The sequence below is a fragment of the Idiomarina fontislapidosi genome, from assembly GCF_003226255.1.
Taxonomy (GTDB): Bacteria; Pseudomonadota; Gammaproteobacteria; order Enterobacterales; family Alteromonadaceae; genus Idiomarina; species Idiomarina fontislapidosi.
This window is the reverse complement of the sequence record NZ_QJST01000001.1, coordinates 256,764-274,458: the sequence shown is the minus strand read 5'-3', so window position 1 is coordinate 274,458 and position 17,695 is coordinate 256,764. Positions and strand designations below refer to the sequence as shown.

At 49.3% G+C, this 17,695-nt stretch carries 17 protein-coding genes and 5 tRNA genes; 14 read left to right on the top strand and 8 right to left on the bottom strand.

The window, feature by feature from the left end; genetic code table 11:
• Window positions 1-9 precede the first annotated feature (9 nt).
• The 3 genes from prmC to hemA are packed head-to-tail and all read right to left on the bottom strand — an operon-like array spanning window position 10 to window position 3,220.
• On the bottom strand, window positions 10-858 hold the full coding sequence (gene prmC, locus DFP83_RS01300) for a peptide chain release factor N(5)-glutamine methyltransferase (RefSeq protein ID WP_110572388.1): 849 nt from the start codon (window positions 856-858) through the stop codon (window positions 10-12).
• The gene (gene prfA / locus DFP83_RS01295; protein ID WP_110572386.1) at window positions 858-1,946 is read right to left on the bottom strand and encodes a peptide chain release factor 1; all 1,089 of its coding nucleotides are present in this window, start codon (window positions 1,944-1,946) and stop codon (window positions 858-860) included. The genes prmC and prfA overlap by 1 nt, the downstream gene beginning before the upstream one ends.
• Before the next feature lie 2 nt (window positions 1,947-1,948).
• Complete coding sequence (hemA, locus tag DFP83_RS01290; protein ID WP_110572383.1) at window positions 1,949-3,220, bottom strand: glutamyl-tRNA reductase; 1,272 nt, start codon at window positions 3,218-3,220, stop codon at window positions 1,949-1,951.
• Window positions 3,221-3,369: 149 nt separating this feature from the next.
• Here hemA and lolB point away from each other — a divergent pair, with 149 nt between their 5' ends.
• From lolB to ychF, 6 genes are all read left to right on the top strand, one after another.
• Window positions 3,370-4,020 (top strand): lipoprotein insertase outer membrane protein LolB, encoded by a 651-nt coding sequence (lolB, locus tag DFP83_RS01285; protein ID WP_157981509.1) that lies wholly within the window; start codon window positions 3,370-3,372, stop codon window positions 4,018-4,020.
• Between the two features lie 9 nt (window positions 4,021-4,029).
• Window positions 4,030-4,896, top strand: a complete 867-nt coding sequence (gene ispE / locus DFP83_RS01280) for a 4-(cytidine 5'-diphospho)-2-C-methyl-D-erythritol kinase (protein ID WP_110572379.1) — start codon at window positions 4,030-4,032, stop codon at window positions 4,894-4,896.
• 12 nt (window positions 4,897-4,908) lie between these two features.
• On the top strand, window positions 4,909-5,856 hold the full coding sequence (locus DFP83_RS01275; protein ID WP_126753134.1) for a ribose-phosphate pyrophosphokinase: 948 nt from the start codon (window positions 4,909-4,911) through the stop codon (window positions 5,854-5,856).
• A 154-nt stretch (window positions 5,857-6,010) separates the two neighbouring features.
• Complete coding sequence (locus DFP83_RS01270) at window positions 6,011-6,673, top strand: 50S ribosomal protein L25/general stress protein Ctc (protein ID WP_110572375.1); 663 nt, start codon at window positions 6,011-6,013, stop codon at window positions 6,671-6,673.
• A gap of 17 nt (window positions 6,674-6,690) precedes the next feature.
• The gene (gene pth / locus DFP83_RS01265; protein ID WP_110572373.1) at window positions 6,691-7,281 is read left to right on the top strand and encodes an aminoacyl-tRNA hydrolase; all 591 of its coding nucleotides are present in this window, start codon (window positions 6,691-6,693) and stop codon (window positions 7,279-7,281) included.
• Window positions 7,282-7,292: 11 nt separating this feature from the next.
• Entirely contained in the window at window positions 7,293-8,384 is a 1,092-nt protein-coding gene (gene ychF, locus DFP83_RS01260) for a redox-regulated ATPase YchF (RefSeq protein ID WP_110572371.1), read from the top strand.
• A gap of 66 nt (window positions 8,385-8,450) precedes the next feature.
• On the opposite strand, the gene DFP83_RS01255 is transcribed toward ychF, so the two are convergent.
• From DFP83_RS01255 to DFP83_RS01240, 4 genes are read right to left on the bottom strand one after another with little or no spacing between them, the layout of a single operon-like run.
• On the bottom strand, window positions 8,451-8,873 hold the full coding sequence (locus DFP83_RS01255) for a group I truncated hemoglobin (RefSeq protein WP_110572369.1): 423 nt from the start codon (window positions 8,871-8,873) through the stop codon (window positions 8,451-8,453).
• Between the two features lie 9 nt (window positions 8,874-8,882).
• Window positions 8,883-9,740, bottom strand: coding sequence for a DUF3034 family protein (locus DFP83_RS01250; protein ID WP_110572367.1), 858 nt, complete (start codon window positions 9,738-9,740; stop codon window positions 8,883-8,885).
• Complete coding sequence (locus DFP83_RS01245) at window positions 9,733-12,012, bottom strand: bifunctional diguanylate cyclase/phosphodiesterase (protein ID WP_110572365.1); 2,280 nt, start codon at window positions 12,010-12,012, stop codon at window positions 9,733-9,735. Before DFP83_RS01245 ends, DFP83_RS01250 begins: the two co-directional genes overlap by 8 nt.
• The gene (locus DFP83_RS01240) at window positions 12,012-12,683 is read right to left on the bottom strand and encodes a methylamine utilization protein (protein ID WP_110572363.1); all 672 of its coding nucleotides are present in this window, start codon (window positions 12,681-12,683) and stop codon (window positions 12,012-12,014) included. The genes DFP83_RS01245 and DFP83_RS01240 overlap by 1 nt, the downstream gene beginning before the upstream one ends.
• A 151-nt stretch (window positions 12,684-12,834) precedes the next feature.
• Between DFP83_RS01240 and DFP83_RS01235 the strand changes: the two genes are divergently transcribed.
• From DFP83_RS01235 to DFP83_RS01205, 7 genes are all read left to right on the top strand, one after another.
• On the top strand, window positions 12,835-14,208 hold the full coding sequence (locus tag DFP83_RS01235) for a class II fumarate hydratase (protein ID WP_110572361.1): 1,374 nt from the start codon (window positions 12,835-12,837) through the stop codon (window positions 14,206-14,208).
• A gap of 11 nt (window positions 14,209-14,219) precedes the next feature.
• On the top strand, window positions 14,220-14,882 hold the full coding sequence (locus DFP83_RS01230) for an SDR family oxidoreductase (protein ID WP_110572359.1): 663 nt from the start codon (window positions 14,220-14,222) through the stop codon (window positions 14,880-14,882).
• A gap of 163 nt (window positions 14,883-15,045) precedes the next feature.
• Window positions 15,046-15,122, top strand: a tRNA-Met gene (locus DFP83_RS01225).
• Between the two features lie 13 nt (window positions 15,123-15,135).
• A tRNA-Leu gene (locus tag DFP83_RS01220) sits at window positions 15,136-15,220 on the top strand.
• Window positions 15,221-15,242: 22 nt separating this feature from the next.
• A tRNA-Gln gene (locus DFP83_RS01215) sits at window positions 15,243-15,317 on the top strand.
• A 30-nt stretch (window positions 15,318-15,347) separates the two neighbouring features.
• A tRNA-Gln gene (locus DFP83_RS01210) sits at window positions 15,348-15,422 on the top strand.
• A gap of 12 nt (window positions 15,423-15,434) precedes the next feature.
• A tRNA-Leu gene (locus DFP83_RS01205) sits at window positions 15,435-15,521 on the top strand.
• A 78-nt stretch (window positions 15,522-15,599) separates the two neighbouring features.
• On the opposite strand, the gene DFP83_RS01200 is transcribed toward DFP83_RS01205, so the two are convergent.
• On the bottom strand, window positions 15,600-16,700 hold the full coding sequence (locus tag DFP83_RS01200; RefSeq protein WP_126753133.1) for an FAD-dependent monooxygenase: 1,101 nt from the start codon (window positions 16,698-16,700) through the stop codon (window positions 15,600-15,602).
• Between the two features lie 106 nt (window positions 16,701-16,806).
• On the opposite strand from DFP83_RS01200, the gene DFP83_RS01195 reads away from it, so the two are divergent.
• Window positions 16,807-17,676: a DMT family transporter gene (locus DFP83_RS01195; RefSeq protein ID WP_110572354.1), complete on the top strand. Its 870-nt coding sequence runs from the start codon at window positions 16,807-16,809 to the stop codon at window positions 17,674-17,676.
• Window positions 17,677-17,695: the final 19 nt, after the last annotated feature.

Below are 17,695 nucleotides of genomic sequence, written 5' to 3'. Positions count from 1 at the left end.
TCTCTCTCTTTATTTCACTTTCTGTCCGCCAGTGATTCGTTCGACATTACCATAATCTCGCCATATGTTAACGTTTTTATAACCGAATTCACGTAATAAAGTTATAACCGTTTGAGCCTGTTGCCAACCGTGCTCCATTAGCAGCCACCCCTGTTCGGCGAGATGTTGGTAACCCTCGGCCGCAATATGGTTAAGGTCAGCCAAACCGGCTTGCGCAGCCACCAGTGCCGAGCGCGGTTCAAAGCGAACGTCGCCCTGACGTAAATGCTCATCATCATCAGCAATGTACGGCGGGTTACTCACTATCAAATCATATTCAGTGCCCGCGTGTAACGCGTCAAACCAGTTACTCTGATAAACCTGAATAGCCATACCCAGCCGTTCGGCATTACCCCGAGCGAGGGCTACCGCCTGCGTCGACTGATCGACCGCGGTCACCTGCCACTGCGGTCGTTCGCTTTTTAACGCCAGTGCTATCGCCCCGGTTCCCGTGCCCAAATCAAGCACACGTGCTTGGCGCGGCAGCGGCAGTGATAACGCCGTTTCTACCAGGCACTCGGTATCGGGGCGCGGTATCAAGGTGCTTTCATTGACAGCCAAAGGAAGCGACCAGAACTCCCGCTCACCCACAATATAAGCCACCGGTTCTCCGCCGCGCCGACGCTCAATCCAAGCTTGAAATTGCTGATATTGCGACACAGTTAGGCGCCGCTCAGGCCACGTCATAAAATAGGCGATGGGTTTATCAAGTAAATAGGAGAGGAGTACGCGACTATCAACCGATGCATCGGCGTGTGGGTCATTACATTCGAGTTGCTGACGCGCCCAATGGAGCGCGTCTTCGATGGTTAGGCTCATTAATTATCTTGCGACAATGCCGCGAGCTGATCGGCTTGGTGTTCAGTAATAATCGGATCAAGTAGCAAATCCAGTCCACCCTCAAGTACTTCATCTAAGCGATAAAGCGTCAAGTTGATACGGTGATCGGTAACCCGGCTCTGTGGGTAATTGTAGGTACGAATGCGCTCTGAGCGATCGCCACTGCCCACTAAGCTACGCCGCGTACTTGCTTCTTCCTGCGCTCGCTTTTCATCTTCCATACGCTGCAGCCGCGACTGCAATACAGACATCGCTTTCGCACGGTTCTTATGCTGTGAACGCTCTTCTTGACACTCAACCACCACACCCGACGGTAAGTGCGTAATACGGATCGCCGAGTCTGTCCGGTTGACGTGCTGTCCACCCGCACCTGAAGCGCGATACGTGTCGACCCGCAAATCCGCTGGATTGATCTCGATGGCTTCGGCTTCTGGGATCTCCGGCAACACCGCCACAGTGCATGCTGAGGTATGGATACGGCCCTGCGATTCTGTTTCAGGCACCCGTTGCACACGGTGACCGCCTGACTCAAATTTCATGCGACCATACACGCCATCGCCACTGAGTTGTGCGATAACCTCTTTGTAACCGCCATGCTCTCCTTCGTTAGCACTCACTGTGCTAACTCGCCAACCATGCTGTTCTGCATAACGGCTATACATTCTAAACAAGTCACCCGCAAAAATTGCCGCTTCATCGCCGCCAGCACCCGCACGGATCTCCAGGTAACATGCACGATCATCGTTCGGGTCTTTAGGTAACAACAACACTTGCAAAGCACTCTCAAGCGATTCCACGCGTTGCTTAGCATCCGCGATTTCTTCACTCGCCATCTCGCGCATCTCGGCATCTTCGTCATCAGCCATTTCATTCGCTGCGGCTAAATCCGATTGCGCTTGCCGATACGCATTAAACGCGCTTACCACTTCTTCTAATTGAGAGTACTCTTTTGATAGTGAGCGGAACTTATCCTGATCAGAAATAATATCAGGCTCGCCAAGTAAGGCTTGCACTTCCTCGTAACGCTCAATTAATCCCTCAAGCTTACGCTCTATTGATGGATTCATGCTTAGTTGGTTTCCTTATTCTGTTTATCATCCTCAAGCCACAACTGTTGTAATACCGACAACGTGGTTTGGTCGCCCTGCTCACCCGCTTGTTTTAATAACTGCGTGGGTCGATGCGCGAGCTGTTGGGTAAGCTTGTGACTGAGAACTTGCATGACTTGCTCGGCAGGTTTCCCCTGCTGCAACAACGCTAATGCCTTTTCTAGTTGAACCTGCGCCACTTTCTGCGTGTGTTGCCGATAGTCTCTAATTAAGGTGACACTATCGAGTGAACGTAACCAGTCTAAAAACTGACTCGCCTCTCGAGCAATAATTTTGCGAGCTTGCTGTGCTGCTTGCTCGCGGTTCTTAATATTTTCACTGATTATATTTTGTAAATCATCAACCGTATAGAGGTACGCGTCATCGAGTTCATTAACTTGCTCTTCGATATCTCGCGGAACCGCCAAATCAATCAGCAGAATAGGTTTATGACGGCGCTGCTTTAATGCTTTCTCGACACGCCCTTTACCAATAATGGGTAACGTACTGGCAGTCGAGCTGACAACAATGTCGGCACTTGGTAATAATTCACCTAATTGACTCAGACTGTGCGCTTCAGCGCCCACCCGTTGGGCAAGTTCCTGTGCTCGGTGTAATGTACGGTTGGCAACATTCAGTGAACTCACACCTTGCTGCACCAGGTGTTGTGCCACCAACTCAGAGGTGTCGCCCGCTCCCACTAACAACACATTGGAGTGTTTTAAGTCACCAAAAATATGTTTTGCCAAGCTGACCGCAGCAAAAGCCACTGATACAGCATTTTGACCCACTTCAGTCTCATTACGAACGGCTTTTGCCACCCGAAACGTATTCTGAAATAGCCGCTCCAGAATTCCACCCACGACGCTAAAATGCTTTGCTTGCTGATACGCCTGCTTCACCTGTCCAAGGATTTGCGGTTCACCGAGCACCAACGAGTCTAAGCCACTGGCGACACTCATTAAGTGAGACACCGCATCTTCTTGAATGTGATAATAGTGATGTTGTTCAAGCTCGGCTGGATTAACCCCATGAAACTGAGCGAGCCAATGCAGCATGGGTTGATGCTCAGCTTGGCCATGGCAGTAGAGTTCGGTGCGATTACACGTTGAAACGATGACAGCCTCTTCAATACCTGGCAACTGTTTAATGTCTGTCAGTGCCTGCTCTAACTGGACAGGACCAAACGCCACGCGCTCGCGTAGTTCGACAGGTGCCGTTCTATGATTTATGCCTAAGATTGAAATGGTCATCCGGAGTCGCGGTTTACTCTAACAGAGGGTTGAAAACGCTGAGAGGATTGTACGTGATTGCAGGGATTATTGAAAGTCACAGGCAATTCTGGTCAACTACGCAGAACGAAATTTTCTATCCACTTTTAGTCATTAAGGCGAATTACCCTGTGCTACTAAAATTCCCCCTCTGGACATCACTGGCTCTGCTCTGCGGCTTGGTTTTAACGGGCTGTAGCATTCCTAAGCCACCGCAGCAAAGTGTAGCCACCAACATATCCAATGAACAAGTACAGGCTCACCAAGCGCGCTTGCAACGAATAAATAGATGGCAGCTATCGGGGCGTTTTGCCTTGACAGATCTCAGCTCTAATAATAAAGACAGTGCCTATCTACGCTGGCAGTCATCGCCACAACAGCAAGCAATCATCATTACCCATCCGCTACGAGGCGAGCTCGCAGAACTCATTATTACGCCCACCGCAGCAACCATCAAAGTGGATGGCGAACAGGTGCAGAGCCCCTCCGCGCAAGGTCTGCTGTATCGGTACACAGGCATGCAATTACCCGTCGATGAGTTGCCCCACTGGCTGCTCGGCCGCCTCGATCCGCGCTTGAGTGACTTTAATTTTGACACGCGCGGACGCCTAATTAAGGCAGTCTATCAAACACGCGACGGTGAGCGTTGGCAGTTGACTTGGTTTTATCAGGCACAACAACTTCTGCCCGAGCAAGTCCACGCGGAAACACCGAAACTGAAATTGAAAATCCAAGCACAACGCTGGCAAACTCAGCCCGCAACGAACCACACCGACCATTAGAGTGTAATCATGACGTCTTCGCAAAAACGGCCATTAACGCTGCCAGCCCCAGCTAAACTGAATTTATTTTTGCACATTACAGGGCGACGTAATGACGGTTACCACGATCTTGAAACGGTATTTCAGTTTATTAATATCGAGGACACCCTCACTTTTGAGCCTCTTGCAGAGCAGCGCATCGAACTTGTCGATACCGACAGTGCGATTGCTGTTGCTGATAATTTAGTGTTTCGCGCCGCGCAACGTCTGGTAACCGAGTGCCAACACACTCAAAAACCGCACACAGGTATGCGCATTACACTGACTAAGCGACTTCCACAAGGCGCTGGCCTAGGCGGAGGTTCATCCGACGCTGCCACCACATTAGTTGGGTTAAACCATCTGTGGCAGCAGCCTGTCGAGACACCGCGTTTACTTCAAATCGCTGCGGAACTTGGCGCTGACGTGCCGATTTTTGTCCACGGGCACAGTGCATTTGCAACCGGTATCGGTGATCAGTTCGTCGATGTCGAGCCCGAACAACACTACTACCTAGTGGTCAAACCTCAGGTGAATATTTCTACCGCTGCATTATTCGCGGATGCCGACCTAAAACGCGACTGTAAGCCTTTACCACCCTCGCAATGGCACTGGCAAAACACCACCAACGTATTCGAATCCGTGGTGCTTAAGCAGTATCCCGCAGTTGCCAAGCTACACGCGCAGTTGCTAAACTATGGTCCGACTCGGCTTACTGGTACAGGTGCTTGCTTATTTACTCGCTTTGCGAATCAGCAACAAGCTATTGCTGCACAGGCGCAACTTTCACTACCCGAAAGTTATGTTGTGCAGGGCCAGAACCGTTCATCGCTTATCCGGACATTAACCCAAATTTAGTCGAGGTTTGTTGTGCCTGACATGAAACTCTTCGCTGGTAACGCCACGCCAGAACTTGCGCAGAAGATCGCTGACCGCTTATATATCAAACTTGGAGACGCCTCTGTAGGTCGTTTTAGTGATGGTGAGATCAGTGTCGCCATTAATGAAAACGTCCGCGGTGCGGACGTTTTTTTATTGCAGTCTACTTGTGCGCCAACTAACGACAACCTGATGGAATTAATCGTCATGGTTGATGCACTGCGCCGTGCTTCTGCCGGACGTATTACCGCAGTCATGCCGTACTTTGGCTATGCGCGTCAAGATCGCCGTGTACGCTCAGCGCGGGTCCCTATCACCGCGAAAGTCGTTGCTGACTTTCTTTCAAGCGTCGGCGTCGACCGCGTTTTGACGGTTGATCTGCATGCTGAACAAATCCAAGGCTTCTTCGACGTACCCGTAGACAACGTTTTTGGTACCCCTGTGCTACTTGAACACATGCGCAACCAAAAATTCGATAACCCTGTTGTTGTGTCACCCGATATCGGTGGCGTTGTGCGTGCTCGTGCCTTCGCCAAGTTAATGGATGATACGGATCTTGCAATTATCGATAAACGCCGCCCTTCAGCAAACGTATCTCAGGTGATGCATATCATTGGTGATATCAAAGATCGCGACTGCATCATCGTCGACGACATGATTGATACCGGTGGAACCTTATGTAAAGCCGCTGAAGCGCTTAAACAGCATGGTGCAAAACGTGTCTTTGCTTATGCGACTCACCCTGTTTTCTCGGGTAACGCAGTCAATAACATCAAAGAGTCAGCGATTGATGAACTTATCGTGACCGATAGCATTCCGCTGAGCGAAGAGATGAAGGCAACCGGCAAGGTACACCAATTGACCTTATCGGGCATGCTTTCTGAAGCACTTCGTCGCGTAAGCAATGAAGAATCTATCTCGGCGATGTTTGATTACTAGTCGCCTGCGTTAGGACAGTTGTCTTAGCGTACCAACAGTGGTATTATTCCGCGCCCTTAGAAACCGGCTTTTGAGTCGGTTTCTAAGTTTTGGGTCAAAACTTGGTCGCGAGTTTTGACATTTTTAAATCATAAACAGATGAGAGCCCAATCACATGGCTAAATTAGACTTCAATATCAAAGCTACCGTTCGTACGGACAAGGGGAAAGGTGCGAGCCGCCGCCTGCGTCATGCGGACAAAGTACCTGCAATTCTTTACGGTGGTAAAGATGAGCCAATCGCACTTGAACTAGACCACAACAAAGTGAATAACATGGCTGACTACGAAGCCTTCTATTCACACATCCTAACGCTTGAAATCGACGGTAAGAAACACCAAGCTATCTTGAAAGATATGCAACGTCACCCGTACAAGCCTAAGTTAACTCACTTAGACTTCCAACGCGTTGAGAAAGGTCACAAGTTGCACACCAACTTACCTCTTCACTTCTTAAACGAAGAAACGGCGAAAGGCGTTAAAGAAGAAGGCGGTGTTGTCGTTCACCACGTGAACGATGTAGAAATCATGGTCTTACCAAAAGACTTGCCAGAGTACTTGGAAGTTGACATCGCAAACTTGTCAGTAGGCGACACCATCCACTTAACTGACCTTAACTTGCCAGAAGGCGTTGAGTTGGTTGAGTTGACTAAAGGTGAAGACCACGACCAAGCGGTTGTTTCAATCACTGCGCCTCGCGTAGAGAAAGAAGAAACTGACGAAGAAGCGCCAGCAGCTGACGAAGTACCCGCAGCGAACGAAAAAGACGCTGACGAGTAATAGCGTTAGGTACCCCAATGGGAACAGACGTTAAGTTGCTTGTGGGCCTGGGAAATCCAGGCCCCGAATACGAAAAAACCCGCCATAACGCGGGTTTTTGGTTAGTTGAGGACTACTGCCGTCGTCACGGTGTAACCCTCACTGCCGATACAAAAACGAAAGCATTGATTGGCCGACACCAAACCGCCTCTCGTGATCTCCGCATCGTATTACCTCAGACCTTTATGAATAGAAGCGGCTTCTCTATTGCAGCCATGGCTCGCTTTTATAAAATTGCTCCCGAAGAGATTCTCGTTGCCTACGACGAGCTCGACCTCGATGCGGGCGTAGCAAAGTTTAAACGAGGTGGTGGTGCAGGTGGTCATAACGGCATCAAAGATACTATCAGTCAACTCGGAACGCAGGACTTTATGCGTTTACGAATTGGCATCGGTCATCCAGGGCATCGATCGCAAGTCACTGGATTTGTGCTGGGTAAACCCTCAGCACCAGAGCGAGAGCTACTCGACGCGTGTATCGACGAAGCCAGTCGTGCTATTGATATTTTAATCGATGAAGGTTGGGGTCCTGCACTGCAGCGACTACACAGCTTTCGAGCCAGTAAATAGAGGTTTATCTCATGGGATTTCGCTGTGGTATTGTTGGTTTACCAAACGTTGGAAAATCCACGTTATTTAATGCTTTGACCAAAGCCGGTATCGAAGCGGCTAACTTCCCTTTCTGTACTATCGAACCAAATACGGGCGTGGTTGCGGTTCCCGATCCACGTCTTGATGTGCTTGAAAGTATTGTGAACCCACAGAAAGTGATTCCCACCACGATGGAGTTTGTTGACATCGCGGGCTTGGTTAAAGGTGCATCGAAAGGTGAAGGACTTGGTAACCAGTTCTTAGCAAACATTCGCGAAACCGATGCGATTGGTCATGTCGTGCGCTGTTTCGAAGATGACAATATCGTGCACGTGAGCGGTGGTATTGATCCAGCCGACGATATCGACACCATTAACACCGAACTGGCCCTTGCGGACCTCGACTCTGTTGATAAGGCACTGCACCGCTTAGGCAAAAAAGCCAAGGGTGGTGATGCGCAAGCCAAAGCAGAAATCGCCGTGTTAGAAAAACTCAAGCCAGCGCTGGATGAAGGCGAAATGGCGCGTTCAGTGACATTGAGCGATGATGAAAAAGCGGTTATCCGTTCGTATAACTTATTGACCTTGAAGCCAACCATGTACATTGCAAACGTCAATGAAGATGGTTTCGAGAATAACCCTCACTTAGACACCGTTCGTGAAATTGCAGCGAAAGAAAACGCGGTCGTGGTACCTGTGTGTGCAGCGATTGAGTCAGAAATCGCGGAGCTCGACGACGACGATAAAGCGGCGTTTCTTGAGGAGTTAGGTCAAGCAGAGCCTGGTCTCAACCGTGTCATCCGTGGTGGTTATCAGTTATTAAACTTACAGACCTACTTTACTGCGGGTGTAAAAGAAGTACGCGCATGGACTGTGAAGATTGGTGCTAGTGCGCCGCAAGCCGCGGGACGTATCCATACTGACTTTGAAAAAGGCTTCATTCGTGCCGAAGTGGTAGGTTACGATGATTACGTTCAGTACAACGGCGAGCAAGGTGCTAAAGATGCCGGTAAATGGCGTCTAGAAGGTAAAGAATATATTGTTAAAGATGGTGATGTCATTCACTTCCGCTTTAACGTATAAACCTTTAAGTATAAAAAAACCGGCACTTGATGCCGGTTTTTTTGTGCCTAACACAAACGCTTTAGTCTACTCGACGATATCGCGATGCATCGGCGCTAACAGCGCGAGCAGTTCGTTTTGCGCCGAGACAGGCACCTCTTGCTGCTCCATCGCAGCAATTAAATGCTCAACTAACGCATTAAAATCCGCGTTATTAATCCCTAAATTATTATGCGAAACCGCCATCGTCTCACCGGTATATTCGCATGGCCCGCCGCTCACATTACACACTTGCTCGCTGATTAATTTATGCAACCGCAGAATATCGACATCCGCAAAGTAATGGGCAATACGCTCATCATCAGCAACGCCGAGTAGCATTTCTTCAACGATGGTTTCTATACCACTGCGCTCACCGAGCTGTTGATAAAGTGCTGACGATTGTGCTTGTGCGGTCGACGGCATGATACTGCCTAGCAGCAAGGCTGCTGCAAAAACCAAAGTTTTCATCTGAACTCCTTAAAAGCTTGCTTGAACCGACAGATACCAGCCCGTTTGTGAATCGAGTCCGGCGATCGAACCCAGATCAGCGTAAGCTCCGACTAATGACACATGTTTGGATGGAAAATAAGCAACAAACACATCTTTCCAATCATCTTCTTTCGCAAAACTCAATAAGTCGGGCTTCTGACGGTACTCCATGCCAATAGCCCAATAACGATTAACGAACATCGCCACTGAAGCCTCGCCGACCCACTCGCGGCTATCGCCCTTATCACCACCAAAACCCAATAAACCCAATTGGTTAGCTTCGGTGCTCCGTACCGTCAGGTTAGCCACCCAGGTGCGCGAAAAAGGGCCTGCAAGCCATGCCTTCGCAGCGCTCACATAGTAATCTGTGGATGTGTCATCTTGGGCACCTACCGCTTGCGGTAAGGCAAAGGTTTGGTTTCGTTTATATTGAACCCCCGCGCTGACTTGCGGCCAAGCACCATAAACCAAGTCGCCACTGATGCGCGCTTTTACACCCCAAACCTGCTGCTCAAGCTCACCACCAATGGTTTCTAAATCGAACTGTTGGCGTGCGTAGGATACTTCTACGCGGTTATTCCAGTTAATGCTTGCGCCTTGCACGCTTAAACTAAAATCATCGACCTGAACTTCGGTCATCTGCGCCGTACCGCCCCACTCGCCTTCATCGGCATAACTGCTGAGCGTTGCCCACGGCACAATGCCACCACCGCCACTTCCTTCAATTGTGCTCGCGCCGCCGGTGGCAAGTAGACGTGAGCCCGGCGTCTCAAATTGCTGCGCCAATGCTGGCTGCACTGCGCCAATCAGTAGCGCAGATAGACCAAAAACAATGCGTTTAGGCATGTTCTTTTTCCTTTAATAGTCGTAAATGTAAGTCATCAAATGAAATCGGTTTACTGAAATAATAGCCCTGTAAGACATCGCATTGGTGTTCAGCTAACCACCGCCAGCTCGCCTCATCCTCAACCCCCTCGGCCACCACGCGTAAATTAAGCTCATGCGCCAGTTGAATGGTCGAACGGACAATCGACTGATCCTCAGGTTGGGACATCAAATACTGAATAAACGCCCGATCAATCTTTAATTCATTAATCGGTAAACGTCGTATCTGTGATAGTGAAGAGTAACCGGTGCCATAATCATCGATAGAAATCTCGTAGCCAAGTTCGCTTAACATCTGTAAGCAGGCGATCGACTTCTCTGGCTCATGCATCAGCGCACTTTCGGTCACTTCTAGAATGAGGTAACGCTGCATATTGCGCTGACTCAACGCAATCAAGTCGTTGGCTAACTTATCGTTAATCAGATCGACAGCGGAGATATTAATACTTAACTTAATCTCATCTTGCAGTTGCAGCAGTTGATTCACCCAGTGTTCAGCCTGTTTCACCACCCAGTGGGTAATTTCGGTAATCATACCCGATTGCTCTGCCAGCGGAATGAACTCATCGGGACCGACCCAACCGAGCGTCTCATCGTGCCAACGAATGAGTATTTCCGCGGCGACAGTGCGTCCAGTACTCGCCAGCACTTTAGGTTGTGCAACCAGCTTGAAACCACCGTTGGCAATTGCTTTCGGGAGTTGCTCGACAATCGCAAGACGACGCAGGTGCGCTTCATCAAAACCCTCGCGGTAAAACGCGACAAATTGGTTCTGTTCTTTAGCGTGCCGCACCGATACCTGCGCACGACGAATCAGGCTATCTAAATTATCCGCTTGCTCTGGGAACTGCACGGCACCGCAATTAAACTTCAGATCAAACTGACTTCCAGCCACTAAGAAAGGTTTACTGAGTCGCTCTCGGATATGTTCAAGTTGCTGTGCCAATTCACTCTCAGACTGGGGTTGTGTCACCAACGCAAATTCGTCACCGCCGAAGCGCGCGAGCACATCGCTTGAACTGATACCCACTAATAAGCGCTCGGCCAATTGCTTGAGTACTTCGTCGCCCATACGCTGACCGACGCTGTCATTCAGACGCCTAAAGTTGCGGATGTTAAGCAATATGAGCCAACCTGAAGATGCTAAGTCATGCAACTGATGTGTTAACAGCCGCTGTAATTCGCGACGGTTGGGCAGTTCGGTCAATTGATCGTGAGTGGCTTGAAACCTAACTTTTTGTTCGCGTTGCGAAATCGCTGAACGCATTGATTCAAAGGTATCCGCTAATTGCCCAAACTCATCCTTCCGCGCCTGCAAGTTTGTCGGTGAATAATCACCAGACTTTAACTTACCAGCCGCTTGCGAAAGCTCAGCAATCGGCGTTGATATAGTACGAGCCACAAAAAGCGCGACCATCAAAGTACCTATCAAAGCAATGGCACCGATCAATACAATTTGCACTAACAGCTCGTTGAATTCCTGCATGGCTTCGGCTCGTGACGTTGTCAGCGACACATGCACTACGTTGCCTTCAGCAGTGCTCAAGGTGGTTTCTTTTAACGCTAGCCCTTCATTATTGGCCCAGTCCGTATAAGCCATCTGCTTTGAGATGAGCGATTTTGCAAAGCCTTCGCGCAACGAGTTTGACAAGCTCGACGCAAGTAGCTGGCTTTCGCGCTCTAGCCACAACGTGATATCGGCGTTGGCAAGTTCATGCAACTGTTCGGTTATGGTGTCATCAACCTCAAATCCCAACGTGGCCCAGGCAATTAAGTTGGGAGCCGAAACAGGCACGGTAACCACTTGGTATAGATGCCCTTCAGAAACTAACAGCCCTTTACCACCCTGCTCATTATTAACCAGCTGCTGCAAGTTCAATACATGCGTTGACGCAATTTCTTCACCAGCGGGCGACTGCAAAGCGATCAAGTCAGTACCGATGCGGTCACCGTGATTAACCAGCGCAGACACGATGGTGTCGCGATCTTCTGTCGCCACAGCGCGTTTAAAGCCAAAGTCATCGGTGAGCACTTCCGCAGCGCGCCTTAACTGTTCCGCACGACCATCCATCAGCTCGCGAAAAACCCGCTCACTGACTGTTAACTCACGTTGTACCGTGCGCTCAACTTGATTCGACGTAGTCACTAACACGGCGAATAACGCGCCGCTCAATGCAATCGCAATCAGAATGCCAAAAATAAAGGCAAGCCGAACTTTAAACTGTCTAAACATCAAGCTCCTAAGCGATTAAATCGTTTTTCTAATCGCGATTTTTCTTTTTTTTCTGGTTCTGGCGGTGCCACATCGAGTGTAATGTCGCCCGCTTTAATCGGTGTGCTCAACTCAATCGTTTGTGCGGCGCCTAAATTATCACTCATCCAGGGGTGCCATACACGGAGAGTAATCGTTTCTACTTGTTCACTCGCCGCATTATCAATGTCGATACTGACCGTGCCAGATTGGTTTGTCACAAATCCTTGCACATCATTGTTAACCACAACATAACCGATCATACCGTCGTGGATGTTGCAGCCCAGCGTAACAATGCCAGATTGATCGAACGTCACTTTAGGACGCTCTTTATCTGAGTACAGTTTTAGCTCAAACGGTTTGGCGGCCGAAAATGAGTAAACATGATGACGAATGTTATCGCTATTTGGAAAGACGACCGTAGTGCCTTGTTCAATGGATGAGACCTTAGGTACGAACTGCTTATCAATTTGGTCAATAACGACATTACCCTGTGGTACATTCACTTTAGTCAATAACGACTTGTCCACTAAAACAACAGCATTACTGACAGGTTGACCGTTTTTATCAATGATCGTAAAGGTCTGTGTATCCGCGAATGCCATGGATGAAAATATCGCTATCACAGCACTCAACGCTACTTTTATTATCATGAGTCGCCTTATTCCGAAGAGGTAAAAAAGTATATTTAATAAATATCCACTTTAGTAGCTTAATATAAGCTTGCAACTTTTAGAACTGATCTTTAGCAGTGTATGTCCGTACTTCAAAATAACTTATTTCTTGGCCTAGGAGGAACAGTTAATGAGCCGCGAGACAAGGATAGAAACAGATAGTATGGGACAGGTTGAGGTCCCCAAAAACGCCTTATATGGTGCTCAAACCCAACGCGCCGTTAATAATTTTCCCATCAGCGGACTGACGCTCCCAACTGACCTAATCAAAGCCATTGCACGTATTAAATGGTCTGCTGCGGCCGCGAATCAACAGTGTGCCGATCTCGATGCGGATAAATCATCAGCCATCAAAGCCGCCGCGCAGCAAATTATCGAGGGTCAGCATGCCGATCAATTTCCCATCGACGTGTTTCAAACGGGCTCGGGCACGAGCTCTAATATGAATGTCAATGAGGTGATCGCCCATATCGCACAACAACAAGGGGTTGATGTCCACCCTAATGACGATGTCAATCGCAGCCAGTCGAGTAACGACACCATTCCGACCGCTATTCAAATTGCCAGCGTCATGTCTGTTGAGCAACAGTTACAACCTGCACTTAAGCATCTTATTGACACCATCCGCAATAAAGCGGTTGAATTGAGGGATGTGGTGAAAACGGGTCGCACGCATTTAATGGATGCCATGCCGTTAACCATGGCACAAGAGCTCAATGCGTGGGCTGGACAGCTCGAACTCACCGCACAGCAGTTGCCACAGCTGTGTGAACATTCGCGTGTTTTACCACAAGGCGGCACAGCGATAGGTACAGGCATTAATGCGCCCGATAAGTTTGCCGATTTATTTGCACAATCGTTAAGTGAGCAAACGGGGCTTGCCTTTAAAGCATCACGCAATCCGTTTACCGGAATCGCTGGGCAAGAATTGAATGTGCAATTGCACGGTCAACTTAACACCTTAGCGACAACCTTATTAAAGGTCAGTAATGATTTACGCTGGATGAATAGCGGTCCACTTGCAGGCTTGGGTGAAATCCAGTTAACGCCGCTCCAGCCAGGTAGCAGCATCATGCCCGGCAAGGTGAATCCAGTCATACCAGAGGCCGTTGCTATGGTGGCAGCACAAATCAACGGCAATCACACAACCATCACCACAGCGGCACAACAAGGTAACTTCCAGTTAAATGTGATGCTACCCGTGATAGGATACAACCTAATGCAGTCAATTGAACTGCTCACTCAGAGTTGTCAGGTATTAGCTGACAAGGCGATTGCAGGCTTCGAGGTTAATCATGACAACCTTGAAAAAGCCCTCGCCAAGAACCCTATCCTAGTGACCGCGTTAAATCCGGTGATCGGCTACAGTAAAGCGGCTGAAATTGCCAAACGTGCTTATAAAGAGAAGCGTCCCATTATTGATGTCGCCGACGAGATGACCGATATGAGCCGCGAGGAACTCTCTAAATTACTTAATCCAAAAGATTTAACACAATCTGATTAAAGGACTTCATTATGTCGAATATCGTCATTACCGGTGCCAATCGTGGCATCGGTTTTGAGTTAGCCAAACACTATTCAGAAGCCGGCTATTCAGTTACCGCCGTGTGCCGTAACAACTCAAAACAACTGACCGAACTTGATGTCGAGATCATCGAAGGTATTGATGTCACCAAAACAGCCGACTTGCTGCGAATGAAAGAGAATATCGGTACGGCGCGCATCGATACTTTGATTAACAACGCCGGTCTGCTCAACCATGATGAACTCGGCGAGCTGGATGCGCGAATGCTAAGAGCGCAGTATGAGGTCAACGCGATTGCACCGTTACGGGTCACCGAGACCCTTCTCGATAACCTAGAGAGTGGCAGCAAGGTTGCACTCATTACCAGCCGCATGGGTTCCATTGCCGACAACGGCTCAGGCAGCCGCTACGGCTACCGCATGTCAAAAGCCGCCCTTAACGCGGCGGGCAAATCACTGGCGCTAGACTTAAAAGACCGCGAGATTGCCGTTGTACTATTACACCCTGGCTATGTACAAACCGATATGGTCGGTGGTCGTGGTGATATTTCACCGGCAACGGCGGCTGAACGACTCATGCAACGTATCGATGAACTCACGATAGAGACCACCGGAAGTTTCTTACATAGTAATGGCGAAGAATTACCGTGGTAAATAGGTGTTTTTGTGGCTTTTCCGTTTAGTTTTCAATCGAATCAGTGTTTTTTTAACCAATCAAACCAAATTAAGTGATTTTTTATCAAAAAGAGGTTGACGGTAAGCCAAGCGATTTGCATAATACGCGCCGCACTCACAGAGAGGCGCAACACAAAGATTAGGCTACGTAGCTCAGCTGGTTAGAGCACAGCACTCATAATGCTGGGGTCGCAGGTTCGAATCCCGCCGTAGCCACCAATCTTAAAAATGTGCGGACGTGGTGGAATTGGTAGACACGCTGGATTTAGGTTCCAGTGCCTCACGGCGTGAGAGTTCAAGTCTCTCCGTCCGCACCAACTCTCTGAACCAACACTATGTTGGGGCATAGCCAAGCGGTAAGGCAGCGGGTTTTGATCCCGCGATTCCCAGGTTCGATCCCTGGTGCCCCAGCCAACGCGTTGCTTGAGTTCGTCCATATGTTGTTGGGGCATAGCCAAGTGGTAAGGCAGCGGGTTTTGATCCCGCGATTCCCAGGTTCGAATCCTGGTGCCCCAGCCAACATGACCACTTGCGGTGGTGGCGGAATTGGTAGACGCGCTAGCTTCAGGTGCTAGTGTCCGCAAGGACGTGAGGGTTCAAGTCCCTCCCTCCGCACCAAGTTGTTAGGACACTCGGCATAAAAAAACCACCCTCGCGGTGGCTTTTTTGTTTCTGGCTCTCGCTATGTTCCTCGTATCAGACAAGTCCCATTGCTTGTTTAATTATCGCTCGCTTAACGAGGTTCACTTGCGCTAACTTAAGACCCACGCCAATCAGACGTTGTTTCACCGTATTGGGATCTTCAAAGTGCCAATGGATCATATCCATCGCTCGCATCATTTGCGCATTTGCTCGTTTGCGCTCCCGCGCGTAAGCCGTCATGTCATGTCGATGCTCAAGATAGCTGCGAATATCAGCAAAACCTAGATTCACCCCCTGCCCCGCCAATGGATGAATACTGTGAGCGGCATCGCCCATCAAAATCACGGCGCCAGCGGTGTAACGTAAGGCGTGTTTGCGTTGCAGCGGAAACTGTCCAGCAGCATACGCAGTGAAAGAACCGATATGGGGTTCGAACAACTCATTGAGATCCGTCTTTTCAACAACCTGTGCGGGGCGGTAGTTAATCAAACAGGCTTGGTGTTGCCCTAACGGCAACAGCGCGTAAGGTCCGCCCGGCTTAAAAATCTCCCAAGTTGCCGAGGGTAGCGGCCGCTCAGTCACCACATTCGTCAGTTCACAGACCTGACCGTAGTCCCAGCCTCGATACCCAATGCCTGCCGCTTGCGCTACTTGCGAGTGAGCACCATCACAGCCAAGTAATCGATCAAAAGTAATGGACTCACCACTGGCAAGGGTGACAGAACGCCTATCCAATTCAAATTTAGCGATACGGTTGTTGGCACGTAACTCGACATTCGCGTGCTGTTCCAAAGCGCGCCATAAGGCACGCTGCAGCGCATTATTTTCGACCATCACGCCAAGCTGTTGGCGCCCGATATCACGTGCATCAAAATCAGCGCGCCGACCCATCATCGATGCGACTGATAACTGGGTATAAGGCAATACGCGGTCGCTATCGATACAATCGCTGACGCCTAATTGTGATAACCATTGCCAGTGGTGGTCATTGACTGAAGAAATACGCACATCCCACCGCTCACCTTTTGCTGGTCGCTCGGCATTGTCAATCAGCATTACGCTGAACCCGCGTTCGGCGAGCGCTAAACCAGCAGCTGCACCGACCATTCCAGCGCCATTAATGAGGTAATCCACCGAGGTCGTCACCGCTATCACTCCTGTACCCTTTATTTATTCGCTTGATGACCGCTATTTTTAACATAAAAACACGGATTTTTCCGTTACTATATGTATTACTCATCCATTCACTTGCGCCAGCTCAATGTCATCGACCGCTGTATCGACCCGAAATGTAGTCATTGCCTCTTGCTTGATTCTATCTGCTGAAGCCAGTTTTGCCGGTGTCAGTGCACTGGTGAAGTACCTCAGCGACGATCAGCCATTCGCACAACTGGTATTCTTTCGCAACCTGATGGCGTTTCTTGTGTTACTGCCTTGGTTATTACGAAAAGGTCCTAGCGCCCTGAGAACCGAGAAGTTGGGCTTACACCTGCTGCGTGGTACCGCTGGCGTTGCCGCGATGTACCTATTCTTTTTCGCAATAGCCACCATTCCCCTGGCGCAAGCGACGTTGGTGCTCCTGCTATCGCCCTTCTTGATTCCGATTATCGGACGCCTTTGGCTTAAAGAGTATGTCGCTCGACAAACTTGGCTAGCTATTCTGTTGGGCTTTGTCGGGGTTTTTATTTTCTTGAGCCCTTGGCAAGCCAGTATTTCACCGATTGTCGGGGTTGCCTTTATTGCGGCGGTGTTTGCTGCATTCACTAAAACCGTTATCCGTAAAATGTCGGTGACAGAATCAACCAGCAAGATTGTATTTTACTTTTCGACCTACGCCACCTTTGCTAGCGCCATTCCGCTGTTTTGGCTGTGGCAACCTATGCCCTACGAGGACTGGCTCGGTGTCATCGCGATGGGGTCATTAGCGGTATACGGTCAACTCGCCATGACGCGGGCGTTTTCCATCGCGCCACCGGCTAAAGTCGGCGTGTTCACCTACACTTCAGTCATGTTTGCCGCACTACTGGGCTATTTATACTTTGATGAGGCTGTCGCTTGGCATATGTTTTGGGGTGCGGTCATCATTATTATCGCAGGTTACTTCGCCATTAGAACAAGACGCAAAAGTTAAGTCGGTATGGTTGGCTTTT